This window comes from Pseudomonas sp. S2_A05 (assembly GCF_054668485.1).
The window spans coordinates 1,812,723-1,836,681 of the sequence record NZ_CP162775.1 but is presented as its reverse complement, the minus strand read 5'-3'; the positions used below and the strand labels follow the sequence as shown (position 1 = coordinate 1,836,681).

Genomic DNA, 23,959 nt, shown 5'->3' with positions numbered 1-23,959 from the left:
GAGATTACAAGAAGCTATGCACCCACAAACTCGATCACCGTCTTGCCCTTGCCGCGGCCTTCGGCGACTTGGCGAAACGCCTCGTTGACGTCTTGCATTGCAAAGTGCTGTTGATCCACGCGGATCGTCAGTTGACCCGCATTGGCCAGCGCAGCGGCCTCGCGCAGGATAGCGCCGTGATGTTCGCGTCCTTTGCCGGTGAGCAGCGGAGCCAGAGTGAAAACCCCCGAGTAGGTGGCACTTTTGAACGACAACGGTGCCAGGCTGTGCTGGCCCCAGCCCGGGCAGCTCAGCACGTGCCCGGTATAGGCTTTCACGGCTTGGAATGATGCATCCAGCGTGCTGCCGCCGACGGTGTCGTAGACAATGTCGAACCCTTCGGCGGCGGTGTAGTGCTCGACATAATCCTCAACGCTCTGTGCCTGATAGTCGATCGCCGTCGCCCCCAGCGAGCGTATGAAGTCCAGACTGCCCGCCGAACCGGTGGCGTAGACATCGGCACCGCGAGCCTTGGCCAGTTGCACAGCCACTTGGCCGACCCCACCCGCGCCCCCATGAATCAGGACACGCTGGCCGGAGCGGACATTGGCGTGATCGACCAGACCTTCCCACGCGGTGATGAATACCAAAGGCAATGCAGCCGCCTCACGCATGCTGAGGGTGTGTGGCTTGACCGCGATCAGGCGGGCATCCACGGCAATGTACTCGGCCATGGTGCCTTGGGCACCGCCGATCCCGCCGGGCATGCCGAAGACTTCCTGGCCCTGGGTGAATCCTTGGACTGCTTCACCCACTTCAACCACCGTACCGGCGAGGTCAAGGCCGAGCACGGCCGGCAGCGTTTGACGGGCGTGAGCCCCTGCGCCGGCGGCAATTTTGGTATCGAGCGGATTGACCCCTGCGGCGTGAACCTTGACCAGGACTTGCCCCTTACCGGGAACAGGGCGATCGATGTGACGGATGGCCAGAGGGGATTGAGCGGACTCGGCGATGGCGGCAAGCATGGAATGTTTCATGGCGCGAACCTGTGTTGGGATGGACGCTTACAGATTGCCGCGCTTTAATCATTCCGATAAGAAACCCAATGTGCATATGACTTATTCCCCAAAGAGAACCAATCGTCGATGGATCTGTTCGACAGCATGCATGTCTTTGTTCGCGTCGTGGAGCGCGGGTCTTTCTCGGCGGTCGCCCGTGAACTGAACGTGGGGCAGCCGGCAGTGAGTAAGCAAGTGCGCGCGCTGGAGCAGTATCTGGGTGGGCCACTGTTCGCACGCAGCACTCGGCACCTGGCCCTGACCGACCAAGGTCAACGCTTCTACGACCACTGCCAGGAAATTCTCGGCCACGTTGAAACTGCTACACGGAGCTTTACCAGTGGCCAAGAGCAGATTGCCGGCCCTTTACGAGTCGCCGCCCCGGTCAGTTATGGAAGGTTATGCATCGCACCGCTCATAGGGACTTTCCTGCAACGCCATCCTGACGTGCGGATTGACCTGCGGCTGAGTGATCACAATGAAGACCTGCTCAAGGAAAACATCGATCTGGCGATCCGCATTGGCGTAGTGAAGGGCGATGGATTGGTGGCACTGCCACTGGGCAATAGCCCACGGCGTGTCTATGCGGGGCCCGGTTATCTGGATCTACACGGTGTGCCACGTGAGCCCAGCGAACTGTCAGGTCACAACTGCATCGCCTTCACGTTGCTGGAGCATTACGACCGTTGGACCTTTACGCACCTCGGCCAGGCGTTCGATGTAGGTATCCAGGGTAACGTCACCAGCAACAGCAGCGAGGCCATCCGCGAAATGGTGCTCTCCGGCCTGGGTATTTCCCTCTCACCGCAATGGCTGTTCACAGCTGACGTCGAGCAGGGCAGGGTGAGTACCGTACTCGACAACTATCATACCAGCGCGCTGCCTGTCAGCGCCGTACTCAGCCGCGAGCGGCGACGTTCAGCGCGGACGATGGCGTTCATCGATTTTCTACGCGAGCAATTGTTGTAGCAGCGTTTCGCCGGGAAGACGGATCTACATCGACCATCAGCGAATTTTCCTGCCATTGAAGCCGACAAGAACAGGTGGCTCAAGCTGATTTCTGCACAGCTCTTATTGGCGGTCGATCAAGCGCTGAGTTGTCCTTGGAGTGAGCGCGCTACGGCAAACTGGCGAAATCGGTGAGGTTCCTCGCCATTACACCTGCGCTGCAAGCGCCTCAATCAATTCCTGGGTGGTCACGATTGAATGAGCGAAAGTCGGCCCGTTCAACTCGTGGGCGGCGTGCATCATTTCCGCACGGAAAGCGGCGGTCGCATCCCGCACCAGCGTGACGTGGTAGCCCAGTTCCGAGGCGTAGCGGGCGGTCGCTTCGATGCAGGTGTTGGCGAGCAGGCCGACGATGATGACGTGGGTGATGCCTTTCTGCTTCAAACGAAAATCAAGGTCGGTATTGGCAAAGCCGCTGGAGCCCCAATGTTCCTGCACGACAATGTCGCCGTCCTTCGGCGCGAAATCGGGATGCCATTCGCCGCCCCATTCACCGCGTGCGAAGTGGTGCATGTGCATGATTTTTTGCATTGGGTCGGTGTTGGATGGTCCCAGCCTTCATAGTCGCCATGTTCCCAGCGGTGGTGCGGCACGATGACCACCGGAATGTTCTGCGCCCGTACGGCGCGATCGAGCGCCCGCAGGTTGTCGAGCAGCCCGACCTGTTCGGCAATCGGCTTGATCAAGGGAAAGACCTTGCCGTTTTCCGAGAGAAAATCGTTGTATGGATCGACCAGCAGATAAGCGGTGCGGTTCAGCGGGTAAGAGGCGTTCGACATGACGATGTACTCCACGCAAGTTGAGTGACCGATGCCGTGGGCTCGCCCGGGCATCAGTTTTTTATGACGACGAAAAAGCTCAAGTCAGTTGAAGGCGCTGCGGTAGGCAAAGAGGCCAGGCAAGCCGCCGGTCATCACAAACAGTAGATTGCTTCCTGGCGGGTAGTCACCCCGGCGCACGGCAGCGAGCAACCCGGCGAAGGCCTTGCCACCGTAGACCGGATCCGTCAGCAAGCCCTCAACGGAGGCCAGCAGCCGGACCGCTTCGAGCATCGATTCGGTGGGGGCGCCATAGGCGTCGCCACGTTGACTGCCATCCACAGTGATTGCGCTTTCCACAAGGGTTGCGGACGGGTCCAGGAGCTGCAAGGTTTCCCGAGTTTTTCCAGGGTCGCGGCCGTGGCCTGCTCCTCAGTTGCCAACACCGAGTAGCCGATCACTTCGGTTGATGATCGAGCCAGTGCCAGACCGGCCTGCAGTCCTGAATGGGTCCCTGCGCTGCCGTTGGGGATGATGATCCGCTCGAAGTGAACGCCGAGCGCGTCCGCCTGACGGAGAATCTCTCCCGCACAAGCGGCGTAGCCCAGACTGCCCCTGGGGCTGGAGCCGCCCAATGGTATGAGGACGGGTTTTTTGCCTTGGCTTTTGAGCGCGCTGAGCAGTTCGCCAGCGTAGCTATCGGGCGTCAAACCGCGCGGCAGTCGATGAACCTTTGCGCCAAACAGGCCATCGAGCAATACGTTGCCGTTATGACAAAAATCATCATCGCTGCGCACCGCAGACGGAGTCAGAATAAGCTCGCAGGCCAAGCCGTGGCGGGCCGCGACGGCGGCGGTCAGCCTGGCGTGATTGGATTGAAAACCGCCCCAGGTAACCAGTGTGTCCGCGCCTTCGGCCAATGCTTCGCCAAGCAAAAATTCGAGTTTGCGCAGTTTGTTACCACCGCCGCCAAGGCCCATCAGATCATCGCGTTTGACGTAGAGATTGCAGCCATGCAGCTCGGCGGCCCGGCTCAGACGGGACAGCTTCTGAATCAGTGTCGGGCCTTCCAGCAGCGCCACTCGGGGGTAAGCAGCCAGCGCAGTTTCCAGTTGGTTCAAGTCGTGAGGCATGACGGTTCACTTGACGTTGATGGAAGGAAGTGGGGCGGTTACTTCAACAAGCCCCGGCGAAATGCTTAATAACTGAGATTGCAGTTAAGTCGCTTTGTCAGGCAGTGGCGGACTCTCGTGCGACTTGCCTGAGGATTTGTTCGTATTCCTTGACGGATAGCGATCCGGACACCAACTGACGACCGTTCAGTACCATGGCCGGGACCGAATTAATTCCGCGCTCAAGGTAAAAACTCTCAAGTTCACGGACCTCGAGAGCGAACGCCTCGCTAGTCAAAATCTCGCGGGCGCGGGTGGTTGAAAGTCCCGCTTCACCGGCCAGGCGAACCAATGTTTCGTGGTCGCTGGGGTTCTCGCCATTGGTGAAATAAGCCTCGATCAGGATTTTCTTCAGCGCGACCTGGCGGCCTTCCTGCACAGCCCAGAGCAGAAGGCGATGGGCATCGAAGGTGTTGTAGAAATGGCTGCGCTTTTCCAGGTCGAACTGAAAACCGATGGCATTGCCACGCGCGACGATCATTTCATTGCGCGAGGCGACTTCTTCGGCGCTGCGCCCGTATTTGCGCATCATGTGCTTGATGGCGTGCTCGCCCTCGGCCGGCATGTCCGGGTTCAGTTCGAACGGCTTGAAGGTCAGTTCTACGGCAACCTCGCCGGCAACGTTCGCGATGGCTTGTTCCAGCGCTGTGGCGCCGAGTGCGCACCAGGGGGCACACGACATCCGACACAAAGTCGATACGGACGGCAAAAGTCATTTCTTCGACTCCGCCAGCTGTTGGCGGTACTCGGTGGTGGTAATTCCGGCATAGCCCCAGTTATCGGTGTCGACCTCTTCAATGACGATATGGGTGAGGTGCGGGTCCTTGTTGAGGACGGTTTGCATGGTTTTGGTGATCTCGGCGATGACTTGGGATTTCTGTTCTTTGGTAACGCCGTCGCGAGTGATACGAACGCTGATGAAAGGCATGGGATAAGTCTCCTGTAGGCACCCCATCGATATGAAGGGGAGCAGTGGGATCGACTTTAGAGTGTTGCGTTCAGGGGATAAATCAGGGGCGGAGAACATCACTTATAACGCTGTGTAATCAATCCGCATTTAACATTGAGCGCTTTGCAGAAAGTAGATCGCCCTCCCTGGCTGCAGGCGCGGGGAGGGCGAATACTACGGCGGGAGGAATCAGTTCTGCGCTTTGCTCATGCGGGTAAATAGCTCGGTTGGGACTTTTTTGCCATTGGAGATGTACTGGTTGGTTCTGAACTTGTAGACCTCACCTTCCGAAAGAAAACCATCGTGGTTGGTGTCCATCGCTTTGAATTCTTCACCGCCCTGAGGTGCCACAGCCAGCAGCTCTTTAAGAGAGACGAGGCCATCATGGTCGGTATCTGTGCGAGCGAAAGAGTCGTCACCACATTTGCCTTCACCGCACTTGCCCTCGGCAGTAGCGGACTTGCCGCTGGCTTCGCTGGCGCCGCATTTGCCTTCGCCACATTTACCTTCGCCGGCTTTATCCGCCGAGGCCAATTGATAACCTTGAGGCAATGGCTCAACAGCAAAAGCGGCAGACGATGCCAGGCTCATGCCACCGGCTAAAGCAATTGCGGCCAGGCCAAGACTGGTTTTGTTCGACATTGGTTTACGGTACATAGTGCTTCTCCAGATGCTTTGCGCGGCGACGCCGCGATTCATGCCACAGGGCGGATAGACCCTCAAGGAAGCTCGAGGCGAAGGGCGCAAGCGTCGTCCACTTCGACAGAGCGACCCTATTCGGGCAGGCCTATTTAGCGGGAGTCATGTATCGGTGATGTATCGGCGAGCGGAGCATTTGTAAGCCAATCCCAAGACTTCGCGTTTGGGTACATAGAGATACAAAAACTGACCTCAGCCTTTGCGCGTCAGTCAGGACAACAGCTTTAAAACGGGTGTCGCTGCTACCCCGACGACAGCTTGCTCATGCAGCTTGCGCAGCAGCACCAGTGCGTCAGCAACGAAGCTGGTCACGTCTGATGCACCAGCCTCCGCAGCCAAAGCGTGCAACTGCGCTCGTCCATCCATGTCAGGGAAGTGCTCGATCCGCTGCAACAAACGGAACGCGAGAGGGCTGACCTGGGAGAATTGCACCTGGCCACTCGGCACACGGCTGATCAGCAGCAACGTCGGTTGTTCTGGCGGTTCAGAAGGCAAGTGGCCTGGGCCGAGACGATGTACGGCCCATGTGTAAGCCAGCGGCCAGACGAGCGGGGAAAGCCTGAGGGGATGATCGAGTAAATGCGCCGCATCACTGGGCTTTAAAGGCGCAGCGTCCAACTGTTGCAGCGCCATCTCCACCCACTCGTAATGAGCCAATTCAGGCAAGAACGGGTACCAAGGGTGTTCGTGACCGGGCGAGTCTTCCAGGCTCGCTACGAAGTCTACAAACTCACGAGCAATTTCTCCGAAGCGTGGTGTTTGCGCGCGGTAGTCACGCAAAAAACGTCGTACCAGCGCACGCCAACCGGCATCACCCAGCACGGCAATCAGCACCGGAAACGTTCCACCCAGCAACCCCAACAGATTGTTCAACACCAGGTTGAGGTAGACCTGCGCTCTTGCAGGATTCATCTGCGCTGGCGGCGCATAACTGTCCGGGTCACGCAGGTACCCGGTCAGCGCGAGCTGCTGACTGTGCAAACTTGAAGGGGAGTCAGCCATCGACGGTCACCCGCACCAAAGCATTGGCGTCGCGTTGCAAGCGCCTGATGGTATTCAGTTCAGCCACCAGTTCGTCGTAGGACGGAAAGTTGAAATCGCGCTCCAGCAGGGTTGGCTTCACGCCGAAAAGGCCATAAGCCTGCCCCAGCAATGACCAGACTACCGGTTTGACCGACGCACCATGGGTGTCGATGATCAGGTCCTCGGCTTCGTCGTAATGCCCAGCCACGTGCATGGCGACTACGCGTTCGGGTTCCAGGCCGGCGAGGAAAACCGCTGGATCAAAGCGGTGGTTGACTGAGTTGACGTACACATTGTTAACGTCGAGCAACAGGTCGCAATCGGCCTCGCGAAGCACTGCATTGGTAAAAGCAAGTTCGTCCATGTCCTGATGAGCAGCGGCGTAGTAGGAGACGTTTTCTACAGCAAGACGACGACCGAGAATGTCCTGTGCACGGCGGATGCGCGCAGCAACGTGATGAACTGCCTCCTCAGTGAATGGCAACGGCAGCAGGTCGTAGAGATGTCCATCGTCACTGCAGTAACTCAGGTGTTCGCTATAAAACGGCACGTTGAAGCGATCGAGAAACCCGCGGACTTGCTCAAGAAAAGACTCGTCCAGCGGCGCACTGCCACCCAGCGAAAGTGACAGACCATGGCATGACAGCGGATAACGTTCAGCTAGCATCTGCAGGGCCGCTCCATGCGCGCCGCCGATGCCGATCCAGTTCTCTGGAGCAACCTCTAGAAAATCGAAATCCCCGACTGGAGCGTCACGAAGCGTATTGAGCAGCGCACGGCGCAACCCGAGCCCGACTGTCGCCTCCGGGGAGCTGTGGATCTAAATGCGTTGGTGATGAAGTGTTCGTTTGCATGAGCTCAATACTCCGATTCGACGTCTGAAACGCCCGATCCACGCCACCTCCACGGTCACCTATGGCAGCCGGGCGGGCATGGATCGGGCGGTTGAAACCCGCCACGGTTCTGCTCAAACGAGGTTGATCACCACGTTGATGTTGTTCCGCGTCGCTTTGGAGTACGGGCATGTCTGGTGTGCGGTATCGATAAGGTCTTGAGCGACTTCTCGATCCAGCCCGGGAAGGTAGACATTGAGGCGAGCCTGGAGGAAATACGCACCATCGGTTGTGCCTAGATCCACTTCGGCGTCGACGGCAAGGTCACCCGGGAGGGTGACTTTCAGCTTGCTCGCCGCAAGCCCCATCGCGCCGATAAAACAGGCCGACCAACCAGCGGCGAACAACTGCTCTGGGTTGGTACCGGCGCCAGAGGTGCCAGGCGATGACAGCTTTATATCCAGTCGGCCATCGTCACTGAGGGCGGTGCCATTGCGTCCACCCGAAGAGGTATGGACTTTGCCGGTGTACAGCACTTTATCAATATGGGTCATGGTGAAACTCCTGATTAACTAGCGGGGGTTGAGAGCGATAACCTCGGTGACGCGATAACACTCAGCGTGCATTCAAACGCTTGAGATACCGACCGATGAATGCATCCAGGCTCAGCTTGCCGGCGCCTGTGAACACCAGTGGCAGAAGGGCTACGAGGTAGATCAAAGGGAGTTTGAAATTGCCGTAGCCTTTGTTGCTGATGGAGTAGCCCATAGCCAGTTCGCTCAACGTCGACCACTCTGCTGGCCAGTGAACTGCGGCAGTTGCCACGACGGTGACCACTATGAGGATCAGTGCAGAGAGGCGTGTTCCCAGACCTAAAAGCAAAGCAATGGAACAGAGCAGCTCTGCCCACATGGATAACTGCCAATTGAACGTAGCCGGCAGCTGATTGAAAGGAAAAGGAAAGGCCCCTTGAATGCTCGGGAACCAGTTCTCACCGTTCCACTTTTCCCATCCCGCTTCAAAAAACTCCCAGGCCAGAAACACGCGCAGGCTTAACGGCGCGATCCAGTCTCCAGCACGATCGAGATTAAGTTGCAGCCGATTCAAGACCGATAACGCGTTTGTATGCATGGGTTTAATCCTCCGACTTGTCGTCAAGAAAGTGGAAGCCGTTCAGGTGCTCCCAATGACAGCTGTCAGTCACAGGAGCACTGCGCTGGCCGTGAGCGCAGTTCATCGTGCTGGTGTATCTCGCTTGTGTCTGAGGGGGCGGGAAGATCAATGTTGTGTAACGTGTTTGCCTGCGTACACACTTGGATACAGAGCGATAACTGTTGAAGGCGCTATTTTGGAGTTGGGCTATACGATTGGCTGCGTTCTGCCGGTGGCTGGCGGGAGGATTTCACAGGGCGAATGAAAGTCGCAGATGAGGGGGGAGAGGGCGTGGAAATTACTGTTGAATGAGGGGGCACGCCAGGTGCCCACCTTATCTGTCTGGAGCCGCCTAAGGTATCAAGCGCATCTCCCGCAGCCTGTCGAACACGTCGAAAAATGCCTGATCGCTCGCCTGGTAGGCAGTGAAGCCCATCAGGCGGCTTTTCGACATATCCGTGACCACTTCGATGGGGCGGCCAAGGTCGGCATCGGTATGCCATGGGGAAATCAGACGTCCAATGTCGGACTCTTTCAAACCGTGCTCCGCGACTATTTGCGTCCATACGGCTTGATCGTCCGCCATCTGCTTCTCTAGAGGCGAGGGTGACGCGGGATAGTCAGCAGCAGGCAGGTCGAAGTATTCGGCAATTCGGCTCCACATCCATTTCCAGCGGAATACATCGCCATTGGTGACGTTGAACGCCTGGTTGGCCGCAGCCGGTGTTGTGGCCGCCCACAGTTGCTGTTTCGCCAATTGCCGCGCATCGGTCATGTCGGTCAGACTGTCCCACTGCACCCTGGAACCGGGAAACACAAAAGGGCGATTGGTGTGTTTGCAAATCGAGGCATAGACGGCGAGGGTGGTCGCCATGTTCATCGCATTGCCCACGGCCACCCCGGTGACGGTATGCGGGCGATGAACGCTCCAGGTGAAACCGTCCTTTTCAGCTGCGGCGAAGAGTTCGTCCTCCTGAGCGTAATAGAAATTCTCGACATCCAGACGACCCTGTTCTTCGCGAAACGGCGTCTGCGGCAGACTGCCTTTCCCATAGGCTTCGAAAGGGCCGAGATAGTGTTTCAGGCCGGTAACCAGTGCTACGTGTTTGACGCTTTTCGCTGGGCGAATGGCGGCGAGGACGTTGCGCACCATGGCGGCATTGACGCGAATGTTTTCGGCCTCCGTGGCTTGCCGCGACCATGTGGTAATGAACACATGCGTGGGTTTCACATCCCTCAGCGCCTGTTCCAGCGAAGCAGGATCCTGAAGGTCTGCCGCGACAGGGATCACGCCGTGCGCTTGCGATGGATGTCTCGACAGCGCAGCGACTTGCCACTGGTTGTCGATGAGTAACTGAGTGATGGCGCTACCGACGATGCCGCTGGCGCCCACGACTAGAGCTGTCTGGGTCATAGGTTTCTCCTGAGTTCAGGTTTGGGAGTCCGCCTGAGCAGAAGAGGTTCAACCTGAAAATCCGTTAGAGTGTTCACCACTTCCCGTTAAAGCCTGTGAACAATGACTCGTCCGCTGTTTATTTCTCTTGATGGCCCCAAAGGCGTCGGCAAAACCTCGCTGTTGGAGGCGATCACTGAAGTCTTGAGGGCAGACAACCAGAAAGTCATCCGGTTGTGCGAGAAAAAAGCGACCCGTTCAGGGGCGAGACAATGCATCTGGTGAACCGACTCGTCCGACATCCTGACCGGGATCTGGAACTGGAAGTTTGCCAACGCCTGGCTGATAGCCGCAGCTGGATTTCCCAGCACGTGCTGACCAAACAGCCTGCCGACAGCATCATCCTGATCGATCGCTGGTACCCGTCCGATGCGGCGTTTCGCCGGATAGTCCCGTTTGCTGAAATCCTGCAATTAAACCGTGATCGCAACGTTCAGGTGCCCGACCTGCATGTTGGCGTGGTCACGGCGGCGGAGATTTCGTGGGCGAGGGCGGGGGGCGCGACGGCGTGGCTTGAGCAGTACTGTGCTTCGCGGTCTGGAGGAGCATGTCGACTGTACCCAGGCTTTTGAGCAAGCCGCTGCCGAACAGGGTTGGTTTATATGCCGCAATGAGGGAGCAATCGAGGAGGCGACGGGGCGGGTGGTAGGGGAGATTAATCGGGTGGTGAGCCGCCGGTGAGCCGCCGGTGAGCCGCTGGTGCAGCCGCTCGATCTGACGCCTGAGCAATCGTGCGAATCTGCGCCACCGACGAGCGGCGCAAATATGACAAAGTATTTCGCCACCAAACGAGGTCAAGTGATTAGGTTTATTCAGAGGTTTCAAGATGAGATTTGCACGCTTTTGCCAGACACTGTCCAACTGGGCGGGTAGCCCGAAGACCTTTTTGACAGCGATCGTTCTGATCGTCGCCTGGGCTGGCACAGGGCCGTACTTTCATTACAACGACACTTGGCAACTGATCATCAACACCTCGACAACGATCATTACGTTCCTGATGGTATTCCTCATTCAAAACACCCAGAACCGCGACAATGACATTCTGCATCTGAAGATCGATGAGCTGATACGAGCTACCCACGAGGCACAGAATGCTACGTTGGGGCTGGAGCAAATGGGCTCGAGTGAGCTGCGAAAACTTCGTGAACAATACCGCATGCTGGGTGAGTCAGGGCAGATCAAGTTTGATTGAAACTGGCGAAGCACCCGCAAAGCTACGGGGCTCCAGCATTGCGAGCATTGCTGGAGCCCCGCATCGATCGGCTATCAGTCGAAACTCAGTTCCTGAGTCTTGATGTGATTGGCCACTGCGCCGGAGATGGCGTCGAAGATTGCTTTTTCATTGTTGCTGTAGACCTCCATGTCGAGATCCAGGGTAATGGCAGCGCTGCGGATCATTACACCTTCATGGTGGTAGCTGACAAACAGTGAGTGCCAGTCTGTGAATTCCACATCCAACACGAGGTAAACCACTGTCACCGAAGCCATGCCCTGGTCGTTCTTGATGGGGCCAAAGGCGACAGTCGTGCGGCCGTCCTTAGTGCTGGCCTTGTTCCACCAGAAGGTCATGAAGTCGTGGGTGCCCGAATCGTTGGGATCCTTGGCCAAGAGCGTCGCGAGCTGCTTGAAACTCTCGAGTTCCGTCGCTCCCAGATACGTGCCAACGATGGTGGTCAGCAAACTACCGATGTCCACGTCACCTGAAGAGACATCCTGCCTGACCTGGCCGCCACTCGCTGCCTTTACGGTAAAGCCCAGATCGGTCAGTTGGTAAACCACAGCATCGAACCATTGCTTCGTCTGCAGATAGTCCGTATTGGTGATGTCCACGCCCTTGTTTTTCAGGACGGCGCGCGCAGCCCCCTGTGCGTAGAGGTTCAGGTGAGAGTATGCGCTGACCTGCTCCGGGGTAGCATCGGTCATGGCATAAACCAACTGCGAGTCGATGGCTGTGGCATCAATTGTCGTCGTTGCGCGTGTGTTACCAGCAACTACGCTACCAAGCTTAGGTGGCGCAAGGGCCGGCCATGCGCAGGTAATGATCCTGCTGGTAAATCCCACACCTTCACGAAGATAGGCTTGACGAGAGCGCCAGTCTGGATGGGACGTACGGTCGATGGTGAAAGGGACGTCACGCAACCCTTCGGGTGGGTTACCTATGGACTTGTCGATTGCCACGTTGAGCCTCTTCAGCAGCCCGTCGCACTCGCATTTCGCGAAAACATTCAGATGGTAGTTCAGGCCTTCTGTGTTGGTGACTTGCACGTGAGCACCAGCCCCCAGGGCCGCTTGGCAAGTTGAGATGTTCCGACCGAAAAGGCTGAACGTTTTCTGGGACTCGAACTTCACTTCTACATCAGCTTTTGCAGATTCCTTAGTGCACATGATGATCTCCAGCTCATACCCAGGCGTCATTGCTTGGGCATCTAGAAGTTATCAATATCGGACCCTTCGTGAAGCTCAGTCGGTTGAGCAGGGCTCACGAATTGCCCTGAAAATATTGCGTGGCGCTCAAGTTGCTGGAGTGGTTACTTCATCAAGAAACTTGGCGAGGTTACGAACGTCGTTGTCGGCCATTCTTTCAATCACGTCCGCGAGCGCTTTGCGATGCGGCGCGTCATGCATGGCGCCGAGCGAGTGCTGTCCACGGCCGAGCAGAAGCCAATCGGCATTGACGTTCAGCTCGACGCACAGCTTGGCGAAGTTCTCCATACTGATTGGCTCTGAACGAAACCACCGACTGAGGGCGCTGTCCGTCACACCGATTCGGTGTGACAGCGCGTAGAGTTTTGGAAACCCACGAAGGGTATATGCGAACTGAAGTCTCTCGCCGTAGCTTTTGATGCCATGCATTTCCATATCTTTCTTCGTCCTTTACTCGGAGAGGCATCGAAAGCTTCAGAAGTCCGCAGCCTCTCCGGGTTTAAGGCGGGTGAAGCCCCCAAGAGCGAATCGAGTGTGGTGAGAGGCACATGGCAGCGCGCCAACGATTGCTCTCGGCCATGCTAAAGACGAACTCATGTGCAGTGATATGAACTTTGCCGACTGAGAGCTCAGGCAGGTGTCCGGCCAAGGTGATTGTCTGGTTCGAGCGATTATGGCCTGAGCGCCAGCCAACGACTTGGTTTGCGAGGCTGAGGCGCTATGGGGATCGGTTTCACCGCGCGCTCAAACAGATATCTCAGCGGCCGTTAACAACCTTGAAGAGTGATCGCACGTCGGTGAGTGCGCACACGGTCAAGCGGTTGGACTCCGCATCCGTCTGCATACGCGCGAGCTTATCGGTTTGGTTGGTACGCGTTGCGTTCAGGTTGGTTGGGAAAGGATCCTGATGAGACGCTGTGGGTCAGCCCAACATGGGAGGTTTATGAGCGGTGGTGCTTTGTAACTGTAGTCTCACAGCCGCAACGTCAGTTTCCTGAACTCGTCTGGAGTCGTGAATATCGATCGATGGGTTTAAAAGAAATCGTGTGGCGGGGAATAGCGGCTGATGTGACCGTTGAAGCATGTTACCAAGTCCGATGCCCAGCGATTGATCAACCTGCGCATCGCGGTTTTCAAAGCATATCGCGAGAGCGATATCCGGACATCGTCGTGACGTTGGACTCGCCTTCGACGAAGCGCTTCTTGGTTTTCGATGCGAAGTATCGCAGCGCCCGCGCCAGCCTCCTGGATGCAATGGAGTCAGCGCACATTTATCACGACAGTCTCCAGTGGAAGGGCATCAAGCCTGACGTTTCATTGCTGCTGATACCTAGGGCAGACAAAGTAACGGCGCTTATCAGCCCGACTTATCATGCGGACTATGGGGTCGGAGCCTGGCAAATCAGTGCAGAATCAGAAGGGGAGGCACTGGGGATCGAACTCAAACGAATTCTGAGTGCAATACCAATCGCGGCCGCTCCAGCCCGTACAATTGCTATTGGAACGGCGAAGTAATCGATTACGCACAGTAGCGCTAAACTCGCTGACAATCCCGCAACCCGAAATAAAGTCGTCGGGCTCCAGGCGTATTGGTTCGCGACGCCGGTGCAAAGGACTCGATCAAACTGCGCTGGTCTTGACGACTCTTCCCGAGATCACCTGATTACGTTCAGGTTCACAAGCGGCAATGTTTTCGATCTTCACAATCGTTCAGCGCTGGTGGACAATCCGCGCTCTGTTCCGGGGTAGTTCAGCGGTAGAACACTCGGCTCTTAACCGGGTGGGCGCTGGTTCGAATCCAGCCCCCGGACCCACAACATCGCAGGCTCGGAAGGACTCATGCTCAGGGACGATAGGGAATCGAATGCGAATGCCGGCATAGGTGCCGGCTATGCAGCCTTTCAACTGTCTCGGGCACTCGCTGCATCGGGCCTCGACGATAACGGACAGACGAGCAAGCGCATCGAGCGCTGGCGCAATGTAATCGAGCACATATTGCAGGGATCTGCGTCGTATGGCTCACGAACTCCATTCGCGGATGTGCCTGAGTGGGTCACGCTGGAAGTCGTCACGGGAGGTTTCGCCACTGGGCAGTACATGGCCGGTGGCGCACTGACCGAGTACGAGCGACATTTGGCTGCTTCGATTCCTGGTATCCGTCCTGGCTTCGAGCGACTCGATCTCAACACTTGGCACCTTACGGAGGAGGGGATTGAGGTACTGCAAACGAAGCTGGCGAGCGGGGATTATCGAATCGAGGTGCCAGAAGAAGCTGCACTGCTGACGGTGGCCTGGTTGCTGGGCCAACAACGTACAGAGAACGCATGGGACCTGGTTGAAGCGATAGCGCCTTTCTTTGAAGAGCTGCGATTCTTTCCGATGGCTTCTGACGGTTCGCCGCTTTCAGCAGGGCAAGTGCAGGTTTTTACTGTCGGTGATGTCAGAACCGTGCTTTCAAACCGCCCAGCACAGACGCGTCTGGCAGCGCAAAAACATGTCGTCGAGACTCGCTTGCCGCTCTACGATGCGGCGGTGTCGCTTTTCCTTTTGACGTATCAGGATGATTGGCCTTGCCGCCGGTATCCCCAGGGCTGGTTTGAGCAGGCGAATACTCTGAAGCGGCAGTTCGATGCTTCTTGCCCCAGCGCTCCGTGTGAAGCTGAAAGCCGGCGGGATCGGGTAGGGGAGTTGTTTGCACTGCTGGGGGTTTGCGCCAGCGATGCGGCGTTGCTTACCGGACGACAAGTCGGACGAATTCGCAGGATCGTCGACGATTTCGTACGCAAGCATGGTCATCCCGAATCCGAGTCTCATCAAAAGCACAGAGACTCTCAACGCGGTCACGTGTCCGCACCCGGTCACCATCTATTTGCTAAAGCGGTTGCCGCACGTCTGAGCAGGTATCCCGGTTCGGACGGAGTTTCCGACTTTTCATCTCTGCTGCACCCCGTTACCTGCGAAGAAGCGACCGCATATTCGCTGTTAACAGGTATCGGCATTCCTCCTGATATTCGTCGACGCGTCGAGCGGTGTCGAAAGGGCACAATTGCCGAGCTGATCGATAAGGGATTGATTACATCCGGGGATACCGTGGCGCGGCTGCTGCCAGCGATAACGGCTGAGATCTGCAGTGCAGGATTTCGCGATATGTCGCTGCGGATGCTCTCTGTAGCAACCTATCGCGCCTTTCGACAACGCCGATCATTGTTGCTGTTGGATCTGGAAAGTCAGGTCAGGATGAATGAATTGCCGTGGGTGGCGGCTGTTGAGGACCAGCGAGAAGCGGACGCGGTGGTCGCTGACGCAGCCCGACAGGTCCTGATCGAATGCGCAGCGATGACTCTTTGCGCTTTTCCTCAAGCGATCCTGCCCAACAAACTCATTCAGGAATTTGCTGCGCTTGGTGCGATGGCCAAGCTGGATCTGCCTTTTGTTGAAGAAGTCGCCTCGGACATTTTCATGGGCGCTTTCTCGAACAAGTACATAAGAGCTGCCAGGCAGGCGGCATCTTTGACAGGTAGCACGCTATACGCCAATTACTACGACATTGATGCAAGCCAATTGGCGATGCTTCCTGATCAACCGAAATCCAGGCGGAAAAGGTTCTCCAGACCTGACGCTAGTTCCAGGGACGCATTGGCCAGATTGTGCTCCCAGCGGGCTGATGCGGGCCTGGGGACATGGCGACCGGCGACTAACGGGAAAATCATCGAGCAACAACAGATCCTGACGACGCAAAACCTTGCGCTGTTGTTTGGTGAGCTCGGGTTGAAGGCGCTGTTGCAGCATCGCCTGGCTTCGATGGCCGAGGAATGCTTCAGATGGATATGCGTACGCCAGCAGATGAAGTTGCGGTTTTATCACTCCAGCCTGGTGGTGATCAAAAATACGGCTTATGCCTGGCGGCAAATGGTCTTTTATCTAGCGATGCTTGATGAGGCAGAAATGCGTTTCGCGATTGAACGTATCGAAGCTCATTTCGCGGTTCAGCCTAGTGCATTTCGTGAAAGGTTCCTGCCGGCGATTAGAGGATTGCGAGTAGCGGCTTCTGGTGCACCGTTGACCGAGGCTCGCCAAGCAAGCGAAGGTGCTCAGGTTTTTATCGGATGGACTACCGAGAGACATTGGTTGTTGAAGCTGCAAACGAATGGCGTTGCTTAGACTGAGAGGTTGGGAGTGGTGGATCTGATATCTAAAGCCTGAGGCCATTCGCATACATGATTTAACATAATATACATTACACGTAACAAGATGTTACAGGGTTAGCGTGGTTGCCCGAGAGATTTGAATCTGCGCGGTCGCTTCAAAACCAGCTTTCCCTGCAAACTGCATTTGTCCCAATCTACAACTCTCAATCTTCACCGCGCGTAAGCATTTCAATCAGCGCTCCATGCTGCGGATACTGTGCCGTGAGTTTTGCGCGATTACCGACTTCCATGTCCGCGAAATCAAACCCAGGCGAAACCGCTTCGCTGATCAAGCCAAAGCCATTCGAGCCTTCCAGCAATCGAGAGGCTTTCCAGATTCCACCCGGTACGTGCAATTGCAGTTGCTGACCAGCCAAAACATCGCTGCCCATCACCAGCGTTTGCAGTGAGCCGTCGGCGTGGATCAGGTTGTATTCGATGGCGTCGCCCAACTGAAAATAATGCAGGATGTCGGATTGGTTGAAATGAAACTGGCCCGCCGGCGATTGCTCAGTGAGCAGATAGTAGATCGAGGTCAGCAGATATCGCGTGCCTTGCTGCGTTTCGAGGCAGGCACGGTGATCGGCTTGATAGGTTCTGCGGTAATAACCGCCCTCGACATGGGGCTGTAGATTCAGCGCAGCAATCACATCTGTAGCATTCGGCTTGCGCTGAATCATGGCCTTCTCCGTTGCAGGTACGGTTTTTTGTTAGCTCAACTAAACGGTCATTTAGTGTAGTTAACGTATTTTCGACGACGATCGACGCACTTACCCTGCTCCGTTAGAAGTCTACCGCCGCCGACAGCAGATACGTCCTCGGCGTAGAAAGCGTCAACCCCGGCTCACTATCATCCGATGCACCCGCCGAGCTCCAATAGCGTTTATCCAGCACGTTTTCGACATTGGCGCGCAAGGTGATCGTTTTCTCGTCCAGCTTGAAAGCATAGCGCGTGCCTACATCGAATCGTTCCCAAGAGTCGATTTCCTTGTCGTTCGCCTGATCCAGATACTGCGAACTCGAATAGATCGCACGACTGGTCAATGTCAAACCCTGCACAGTCGGCACATCCCACTCCGCGCCGAGGTTGACGTTGTATTTCGGTGTCGCCGGTGCGCGGTTGCCGTCGAATGTGCCGTTGGTGGTGTGGGTCAGTTCGCTATCGATGTACATCACACCGCCCAGCAATCGGAAGCCGTTCAGCGGTTCGCCGAACACGCTCAGTTCTACGCCGTTGTTTTCGCGTTTGCCGTTCGGGCCGAAGACTCGTGTGGTCGCATTGGTTTCGTAGGCAGGTTGTTTGATGCGGAACACCGCTGCCGTCAGCGCGTATGCACCCGCGTCGTACTTGGCGCCGACTTCGACCTGGCGGCTGATGAATGGCGGGAAGATTTCGTCTTCGTTGATCGACGTCGATGGCGCGATCTTGCCTTGGCTCAGACCTTCCATGTAGTTGGCGTACAGCGAAAGTTTGTCCGTCGCCTTGAACAGAATCCCGCCCGACGGCGAGACCTTTTCTTCATCGTAGGCCGTATCGCCCTTGATGCCGTCGCTCCAGTCATCGACTTTGACCCGCTGCCAGCGCGCGCCCAAAGTCAGCAGCAGTCGATCCTCGAAGAAACCGAGCGTGTCGGACAAGGCCACGCCGCTGAAGCGATTTTCGGTGTAGACCTTGGCGTCATTGCGGGTCGGCGTGCCGGGTCTGGCTATTTCCACCGGGTTGTAGAGATTGCTGCGCCCGGCCGCGTAACGGGCGCCGCCGTTTTCGAAGTCCATATAAAAGTAGTTGGCCGCCAGGTTCACTTCATGGCTGACCGGTCCGGTCTGGAACCAGTTGCGCACCCCAGCGGTAGCTGTACGAACGTTTTCGTCGCGAGTGAAGTCGCGCGGCTGGACGCTGAAGTCGCCGGCGTCATTGGTCACCGACACCGCGTGGCGCAAGAAGTCGTGATTGCTTTTGCGTGCGCCGACGCCGCCATACAGCATGACTGAATCGCTGACATCGAACTCGCCGTTGAGCGTGCCGAAAGTGTCTTTGGTTCGCGCCCGGCTCCAGGGTTGCGCATAGTTGTCGCGCACATCATGGGCGTTCGGCACCTTGGCATTGGCGGCGACTTGCACGCGTTCCTGCGGTGCGTCGGTGTCGCGCTCGGTGTGGCCGATATCGGTGGAAAGTCGCAAGCGTTCACCACGGAAATCCAGACCGAGTACCGCCATGTCGCGATCGACGCTCTGATGATCCCATTCGGTATCGCCGGACTGTTTGACCCCGTTGAAGCGCACCCCGAATTGATTGTCTTCGCCAAAACGCCGTCCGACATCCACCGCGCCGCCGACTTGATTGTTCGAGGCGTAATTGGCTGTCAGCGAGGTGATCGGCTTGTCGGTCGCGCGTTTCGGCACGACGTTGATCCCCCTCCTACACTGCCCCGTGGCGAAATCCCGTTGATCAATTGGCTCGGGCCTTTGAGGATGTCGACGCGATCGGCCATTTCCATGTCGATGGTGTAAGTCGGCAACACACCGTAGAGGCCGTTGTAGGCAACATCACTGTTGAACAAGCTGAAACCACGAATGGTGAATTGCTCATAGCGGCCACCGGCCGGGTTGGTGGCGCGTACCGAAGGGTCGGTACTGATCAGATCGCCGAGCGTGCGCGCCTGTTGGTTTTTCACCGTTTCGCTGGTGTAGGTGGTCATGCTGAACGGGGTTTCCATGAAATCCACGGAACCCAACAACCCTTGCGAGCCACGCCGCGCGACCTGACCGCCAGCAAACACGTCGGCATCCGCTGAACCGCTCGCGCCGAGAATGGATGTCGGCGCAAGTTGCAAGGTGCTGCCTTGCGCTGCGGGCACCAGCGTATAAGCCTGATCGCCGACCGGTTGCAGCTGCAAACCCGAACCCAGCAACAACCGGCTGAACCCCTCCTCCACGCCATATTCACCGGACAAACCATTGCTGTTGCGGCCGCTGACCAGTGCCGGATCCACCGACAGATTGACGCCGGCGAGACCGGCGAAGCGCGTCAGCGCTGTACTCAGACTACCGGCCGGCACCTGATAACTGCGGCGACTGCCATCGTCGGCCCAGCTCGATTGGATCAACACGGGGCTGGCACTCAGGCTCAGCAAAAGGCTCAACTGCAACAACGGACGCAAACGACCTGGAAATACTGCGGGCATTGGAAGAAGCTCTCGATTTTGTTCACTTGCCTGGAATGACCAGCGAGGCGAAAAAAGGGACAGGCTTCAGCCAGTTTTTTCCGCACGCGGTACCAGTGACACCCAAAATCGCGTTCGCGTATGCACATCGACGGGCAAACTGGCAGCCAGCAGTGCCAGCACTTGATCGGTATCGTCGAGGCGAAAGCTGCCAGTGACGCGCAGCGATTCCAGCGCCGGATCCCAGCGCAGAACACCCGAGCGGTAGCGACTCAGCTCGCGGAGGAAATCACCCAGCGGCTGGTTTTGCGCCATCACCACACCGTCGCGCCACCCGGGCATCAACGCATCGAACGCCGTCACCGCCCCGGCGCCCGAAGCTTGCAGGCTGACTTGCTGGCCTTGCTGCAATACCAGCGCCGGGCCGTGCAGTGGCTGCAATTGCACCGAACCACGCAGCACGCAGACCTGGCAATCGCGCGCATTGAGGCGCACCGAGATGTCGCTGTGTTTGACGATCATCCGTCCATAAGGCGCGTTGACGATAAAGGCTGAATCGCCTGCCGCGTTGAGCGCCATCTCGCCACGAATCAGCGTCAACTGACGTGCCGCCAGATCGACATTAACCGCGCTGTCGGTGTTGAGTTGCAATGAATAATCCTGGGCCAACTGCACTTTGCGCCGCTCGCCAGTGCTGGTGTGCAGGTCGGCGCGCCAGACCTCCAGCGGCAGCTCCCGACTGATCAACCACACCGCCGGCACTAGCGCTGCCACGCCCAAAGCACGCTTGAGAGCAGCGCGCCGCGCCGGATCCGGCCGGTCCAGCGTGGCCAGGGCAAGCGCCGGGGGCAAGCCTGCAAAGCGTTGACGCAGTTGTTGAATTTTCTGCCACGCGTTCTCGTGGCGACTGTCACTGGTACGCCAATGCTGCAATCGGGCGTGATCTTCATCACTGGCACCACCGGACTCGAGCAGTGCCAGCCATTGCGCCGCTGCCCGCGCCACTTCCCGCGTTTCCTCGCTGGGGGCAACGCGCATCACAGATCCACCAGCAAGCAATGCTCGTACGCCTGGGCCATGTAGCGTTTCACCGTGCGCTCGGAAACCTGCAAGCGCTCGGCAATCTCGCGGTAGCCAAGGCCCTCGAGTTGACTCCAAAGAAATGCCCGGCGCACGGGGCGCGGCAAGCCATCGAGCAATTCATCCAGCGCCTGCAAGGTTTCCAGCAGCAACCAGCGCTGCTCCGGCGACGGTGCGCACGCTTCCGGCAATTGCGCCAAGGCATCGAGGTAGGCTTTTTCCAGGTGGCGCCGCGTGTAGAAATTGCTCAGCAACCGTTTGCCGACGGTGAGCAGATAAGCGCGCGGCTCGCGCAATTCAGCCAGTGGCGGCGCGTTGCACAGGACGCGGACAAAGGTGTCTTGACTGAGGTCCGCCGCATCCCACGCATTGCCCATGCGCCGGCGCAGCCAGGTTTCCAGCCAGCCGCGATGCTCGCGGTACAACTGCTGCAGGCTTTGCTCCGACGGTGACGTGGCTTCAATCATCTCAAGAGACCCTGCGCGAAGGTAGATTCAAATGAGACTGATTCTATTTAACTTCTGCGAGGACACAAAGCCTTTTTCTGCTCAGCGCTTGAGCGTTTCGCTCGGCAGCTCCTTGAACAGCGCGCGGTAACTGCTGGAAAACCGCCCCAGATGCCAGAACGACCAGCGCATCGCCACTTCGGCAACGGTGGTTTCGCAAGGTCGGCGCTTGAGCAATTCACGGTGCGCACTGTTCAACCGCCTCAGGCGTAACCAATGGCTCGGGGTCATCCCGGTGTAGGCCTTGAAAGCTTGTTGCAACTGGCGCAGGGGTACGCCGGCAACGTGGGAAAGTTCGAGCAGATTGACCGTGTCTTCCGGCGAATCAGCCGCCCACTCCCCTACTCGCTTCATGATTTGGCGTTCGTTGTTGCGCTGCTGCAATCCTCCACGATCAAGACGGGTTTGAGCGTTGTCGAGGATGAACAGGCAGTCCTCGAGCAGTTGCCGAGTCAGGCGATCTTTATCAAGTGGATCAGCAGCTTGCGACAACTTCGTGAGAATCGAGCTTAGCCAGCCGCTGAACAAAGCGTTCTGTCCGCAGTTCAGCGGCGCCATGAACAAACCTTCGAGCTTTGCCACTTGCAAACCGTGCTCGCGGACAAAATCCGGACCGAACACCACAGCGATTTCCCGGTAGTTCTCCGGGGTGATCCAGATGTTGCGGCTCTCTTCGTTGAGCAGATACAGCGCGTTGTCGCTGCGATCGAAACAGAACGCCAGAGCCCCGGATGGCGCACTGAAGTTTTGCTCGACCCGGGTGTTCATCTGTTCTTCATAAACCTCGACGCCCTGCAGATCCAGATAGCGAATCTGCCCGGCGAAATGCCCCGGCGACATCTGCTGGTAATGCTGGACCCAGCCCGGTGTAGCGCGGATTTGCTCGGCCACGTCGGCGGTATTGAACGCTTGAACCTGAAGCGGATTGCACGTTGTCATGGGGTGACCCTGCGCACTCTTTTGGTGCGCTTTGGTGCTGCTGAAAGTGGATAGATGGAATCGCAAGCCGCGCCCAAGATAGTCGCCAACGCGCCACAGGGGAAGGGGCGGAAGATGAAACCCGCCCTCCCCGGCGTCTACAAAACCAATAACGAGGTCTTTATGAACGCCCCTTTCGATCAGCTGTTCACCTGGCTGAAAGATCACAAGATTACCGAAGTCGAATGCGTGGTCAGCGACCTGACCGGCATCGCCCGCGGCAAGATTGCACCGACCAACAAGTTCCTGCATGAGCGCGGTATGCGCCTGCCGGAGAGCGTGCTGCTGCAAACGGTAACCGGGGATTTTGTCGACGACGACATCTACTACGACCTGCTCGACCCGGCTGACATCGACATGGTCTGCAAGCCGGTTTCCGACGCCGTCTACGTCATTCCTTGGGCAATCGAGCCGACTGCCATCGTCATCCACGACACCTTCGACAAGTTCGGCAACCCGATCGAACTGTCGCCGCGCAATGTGCTGAAGAAAGTCCTGCAGCTCTACACCGACAAGGGCTGGAAGCCGATTGTCGCGCCGGAAATGGAGTTCTACCTGACCCAACGGTGTGAAGACCCGGACCTGCCGCTCAAGGCACCACTGGGTCGTTCGGGTCGTGCGGAAAGCGGTCGGCAGTCATTCTCGATCGATGCCGCCAACGAATTCGATCCGCTGTTCGAAGACGTCTACGACTGGTGCGAACTGCAAGGTCTGGACCTCGACACGCTGATCCACGAAGACGGCCCGGCGCAGATGGAAATCAACTTCCGCCACGGCGATGCGCTGGATCTGGCTGACCAGATCACCGTGTTCAAGCGCACCCTGCGCGAGGCGGCGCTCAAGCACAACGTCACCGCGACGTTCATGGCCAAGCCGATCGGCGACGAGCCCGGCAGCGCCATGCACTTGCACCAGAGTGTGGTCGAGATCGCGACGGGTCAGCCGATGTTTGCCGATGCCGAGGGCAACATGAGCGAGCTGTTCCGTCATCACATCGGTGGCCTGCAGAAGTACATCCCGAAAGTGCTGCCGATGTTCGCGCCGAACGTCAATTCGTTCCGCCGCTTCCTGCCGGACACCTCGGCGCCGGTCAACGTCGAATGGGGTGAAGAGAACCGCACGGTGGGCCTGCGTGTGCCGACTTCCGGGCCTGAATCGATGCGCGTGGAAAACCGCTTGCCCGGCGCCGACGCCAATCCGTATCTGGCGATTGCCGCGAGCCTGCTGTGCGGCTACATCGGCATGGTCGAGAAGATCGAGCCGAGCGCGGCGGTCGAAGGCCGGGCCTATGAACGGCGCAACCTGCGCCTGCCCATCACCATCGAAGAAGCCCTGACGCAGATGGAAGACTGCCCGAAAGTCGCCGAATACCTGGGCAGCAAATTCGTCCGCGGTTACGTCGCGGTCAAACGCGCCGAGCACGAAAACTTCAAGCGCGTGATCAGCTCCTGGGAGCGAGAGTTCCTGCTGCTCAGCGTCTGACGGCGCGCCCGTCCCTGTGGGAGCGAGCCTGCTCGCGAAGACGTCGGCACACTC

22 protein-coding genes, 1 tRNA gene and 4 pseudogenes are annotated in these 23,959 nt (G+C 57.6%); 8 read left to right on the top strand and 19 right to left on the bottom strand.

What is annotated here, in order from left to right; all coding sequences use genetic code 11:
- Positions 1–14: 14 nt before the first annotated feature.
- Entirely contained in the window at positions 15–1,016 is a 1,002-nt protein-coding gene (locus tag AB4O12_RS08550; RefSeq protein ID WP_460061380.1) for a zinc-dependent alcohol dehydrogenase family protein, read from the bottom strand.
- Between the two features lie 108 nt (positions 1,017–1,124).
- On the opposite strand from AB4O12_RS08550, the gene AB4O12_RS08545 reads away from it, so the two are divergent.
- Entirely contained in the window at positions 1,125–2,006 is an 882-nt protein-coding gene (locus AB4O12_RS08545; protein ID WP_460061378.1) for a LysR family transcriptional regulator, read from the top strand.
- 186 nt (positions 2,007–2,192) lie between these two features.
- Here AB4O12_RS08545 and AB4O12_RS08540 read toward each other — a convergent pair.
- The 11 genes and pseudogenes from AB4O12_RS08540 to AB4O12_RS08490 form a co-directional block, all read right to left on the bottom strand.
- Positions 2,193–2,824: pseudogene (locus AB4O12_RS08540) on the bottom strand (cysteine hydrolase family protein).
- A gap of 84 nt (positions 2,825–2,908) precedes the next feature.
- Complete coding sequence (locus AB4O12_RS08535) at positions 2,909–3,097, bottom strand: hypothetical protein (RefSeq protein ID WP_460061376.1); 189 nt, start codon at positions 3,095–3,097, stop codon at positions 2,909–2,911.
- Positions 3,052–3,936, bottom strand: coding sequence for a pyridoxal-phosphate dependent enzyme (locus tag AB4O12_RS08530; RefSeq protein ID WP_460061374.1), 885 nt, complete (start codon positions 3,934–3,936; stop codon positions 3,052–3,054). Before AB4O12_RS08530 ends, AB4O12_RS08535 begins: the two co-directional genes overlap by 46 nt.
- A 97-nt stretch (positions 3,937–4,033) precedes the next feature.
- Positions 4,034–4,691, bottom strand: a pseudogene (locus tag AB4O12_RS08525) (DsbA family oxidoreductase).
- Complete coding sequence (locus AB4O12_RS08520) at positions 4,688–4,903, bottom strand: tautomerase family protein (RefSeq protein WP_024012974.1); 216 nt, start codon at positions 4,901–4,903, stop codon at positions 4,688–4,690. Before AB4O12_RS08520 ends, AB4O12_RS08525 begins: the two are co-directional and overlap by 4 nt.
- Before the next feature lie 210 nt (positions 4,904–5,113).
- Entirely contained in the window at positions 5,114–5,581 is a 468-nt protein-coding gene (locus AB4O12_RS08515; RefSeq protein ID WP_353187953.1) for an HvfA family oxazolone/thioamide-modified RiPP metallophore, read from the bottom strand.
- 252 nt (positions 5,582–5,833) lie between these two features.
- The gene (locus tag AB4O12_RS08510; RefSeq protein WP_460061369.1) at positions 5,834–6,625 is read right to left on the bottom strand and encodes an HvfC family RiPP maturation protein; all 792 of its coding nucleotides are present in this window, start codon (positions 6,623–6,625) and stop codon (positions 5,834–5,836) included.
- Positions 6,618–7,466 carry an HvfB family MNIO-type RiPP peptide maturase gene (locus AB4O12_RS08505; RefSeq protein ID WP_460062422.1) on the bottom strand — a complete coding sequence of 283 codons (849 nt, stop codon included), beginning with the start codon at positions 7,464–7,466 and terminating at the stop codon, positions 6,618–6,620. Before AB4O12_RS08505 ends, AB4O12_RS08510 begins: the two co-directional genes overlap by 8 nt.
- Before the next feature lie 147 nt (positions 7,467–7,613).
- Positions 7,614–8,033 carry an organic hydroperoxide resistance protein gene (locus AB4O12_RS08500; RefSeq protein ID WP_460061367.1) on the bottom strand — a complete coding sequence of 140 codons (420 nt, stop codon included), beginning with the start codon at positions 8,031–8,033 and terminating at the stop codon, positions 7,614–7,616.
- A 61-nt stretch (positions 8,034–8,094) separates the two neighbouring features.
- Positions 8,095–8,610 carry an HvfX family Cu-binding RiPP maturation protein gene (locus AB4O12_RS08495; RefSeq protein WP_252876308.1) on the bottom strand — a complete coding sequence of 172 codons (516 nt, stop codon included), beginning with the start codon at positions 8,608–8,610 and terminating at the stop codon, positions 8,095–8,097.
- Positions 8,611–8,983: 373 nt separating this feature from the next.
- On the bottom strand, positions 8,984–10,045 hold the full coding sequence (locus AB4O12_RS08490) for an SDR family oxidoreductase (protein ID WP_460061363.1): 1,062 nt from the start codon (positions 10,043–10,045) through the stop codon (positions 8,984–8,986).
- Positions 10,046–10,147: 102 nt separating this feature from the next.
- On the opposite strand from AB4O12_RS08490, the pseudogene AB4O12_RS08485 reads away from it, so the two are divergent.
- Positions 10,148–10,765, top strand: a pseudogene (locus tag AB4O12_RS08485) (dTMP kinase).
- Positions 10,766–10,910: 145 nt separating this feature from the next.
- Positions 10,911–11,276: a low affinity iron permease family protein gene (locus AB4O12_RS08480; RefSeq protein ID WP_150742172.1), complete on the top strand. Its 366-nt coding sequence runs from the start codon at positions 10,911–10,913 to the stop codon at positions 11,274–11,276.
- Between the two features lie 74 nt (positions 11,277–11,350).
- Here AB4O12_RS08480 and AB4O12_RS08475 read toward each other — a convergent pair whose 3' ends face one another.
- Both AB4O12_RS08475 and AB4O12_RS08470 read right to left on the bottom strand, forming a co-directional pair.
- Positions 11,351–12,469 (bottom strand): hypothetical protein, encoded by a 1,119-nt coding sequence (locus tag AB4O12_RS08475; protein ID WP_460061361.1) that lies wholly within the window; start codon positions 12,467–12,469, stop codon positions 11,351–11,353.
- A gap of 126 nt (positions 12,470–12,595) precedes the next feature.
- The gene (locus AB4O12_RS08470) at positions 12,596–12,937 is read right to left on the bottom strand and encodes a helix-turn-helix domain-containing protein (protein WP_305380790.1); all 342 of its coding nucleotides are present in this window, start codon (positions 12,935–12,937) and stop codon (positions 12,596–12,598) included.
- Between the two features lie 221 nt (positions 12,938–13,158).
- Here AB4O12_RS08470 and AB4O12_RS08465 point away from each other — a divergent pair, with 221 nt between their 5' ends.
- From AB4O12_RS08465 to AB4O12_RS08450, 4 genes are all read left to right on the top strand, one after another.
- The gene (locus AB4O12_RS08465; RefSeq protein WP_191636956.1) at positions 13,159–13,416 is read left to right on the top strand and encodes a DUF2357 domain-containing protein; all 258 of its coding nucleotides are present in this window, start codon (positions 13,159–13,161) and stop codon (positions 13,414–13,416) included.
- Between the two features lie 118 nt (positions 13,417–13,534).
- Positions 13,535–14,023 (top strand): nuclease domain-containing protein, encoded by a 489-nt coding sequence (locus tag AB4O12_RS08460; RefSeq protein WP_460061358.1) that lies wholly within the window; start codon positions 13,535–13,537, stop codon positions 14,021–14,023.
- 224 nt (positions 14,024–14,247) lie between these two features.
- Positions 14,248–14,322, top strand: a tRNA-Lys gene (locus tag AB4O12_RS08455).
- A gap of 25 nt (positions 14,323–14,347) precedes the next feature.
- On the top strand, positions 14,348–16,669 hold the full coding sequence (locus AB4O12_RS08450) for a hypothetical protein (RefSeq protein WP_460061356.1): 2,322 nt from the start codon (positions 14,348–14,350) through the stop codon (positions 16,667–16,669).
- Positions 16,670–16,859: 190 nt separating this feature from the next.
- Here the strand turns inward: AB4O12_RS08450 and AB4O12_RS08445 are convergent, their stop codons facing one another.
- The 5 genes and pseudogenes from AB4O12_RS08445 to AB4O12_RS08425 all read right to left on the bottom strand — a co-directional run bounded on the left by AB4O12_RS08445 (position 16,860) and on the right by AB4O12_RS08425 (position 22,384).
- A complete protein-coding gene (locus tag AB4O12_RS08445) occupies positions 16,860–17,375 on the bottom strand; it encodes a cupin domain-containing protein (RefSeq protein WP_056786019.1) in 516 nt (171 codons plus the stop codon).
- A 103-nt stretch (positions 17,376–17,478) separates the two neighbouring features.
- Positions 17,479–19,880, bottom strand: a pseudogene (locus AB4O12_RS08440) (TonB-dependent siderophore receptor).
- 66 nt (positions 19,881–19,946) lie between these two features.
- Entirely contained in the window at positions 19,947–20,897 is a 951-nt protein-coding gene (locus tag AB4O12_RS08435; protein ID WP_056786014.1) for a FecR domain-containing protein, read from the bottom strand.
- Positions 20,897–21,406, bottom strand: coding sequence for a sigma-70 family RNA polymerase sigma factor (locus AB4O12_RS08430; RefSeq protein WP_056786013.1), 510 nt, complete (start codon positions 21,404–21,406; stop codon positions 20,897–20,899). The genes AB4O12_RS08435 and AB4O12_RS08430 overlap by 1 nt, the downstream gene beginning before the upstream one ends.
- An 81-nt stretch (positions 21,407–21,487) precedes the next feature.
- A complete protein-coding gene (locus AB4O12_RS08425; protein WP_056786010.1) occupies positions 21,488–22,384 on the bottom strand; it encodes a helix-turn-helix domain-containing protein in 897 nt (298 codons plus the stop codon).
- A 162-nt stretch (positions 22,385–22,546) separates the two neighbouring features.
- On the opposite strand from AB4O12_RS08425, the gene AB4O12_RS08420 reads away from it, so the two are divergent.
- A complete protein-coding gene (locus AB4O12_RS08420; protein ID WP_460061353.1) occupies positions 22,547–23,905 on the top strand; it encodes a glutamine synthetase family protein in 1,359 nt (452 codons plus the stop codon).
- Positions 23,906–23,959 lie beyond the last annotated feature (54 nt).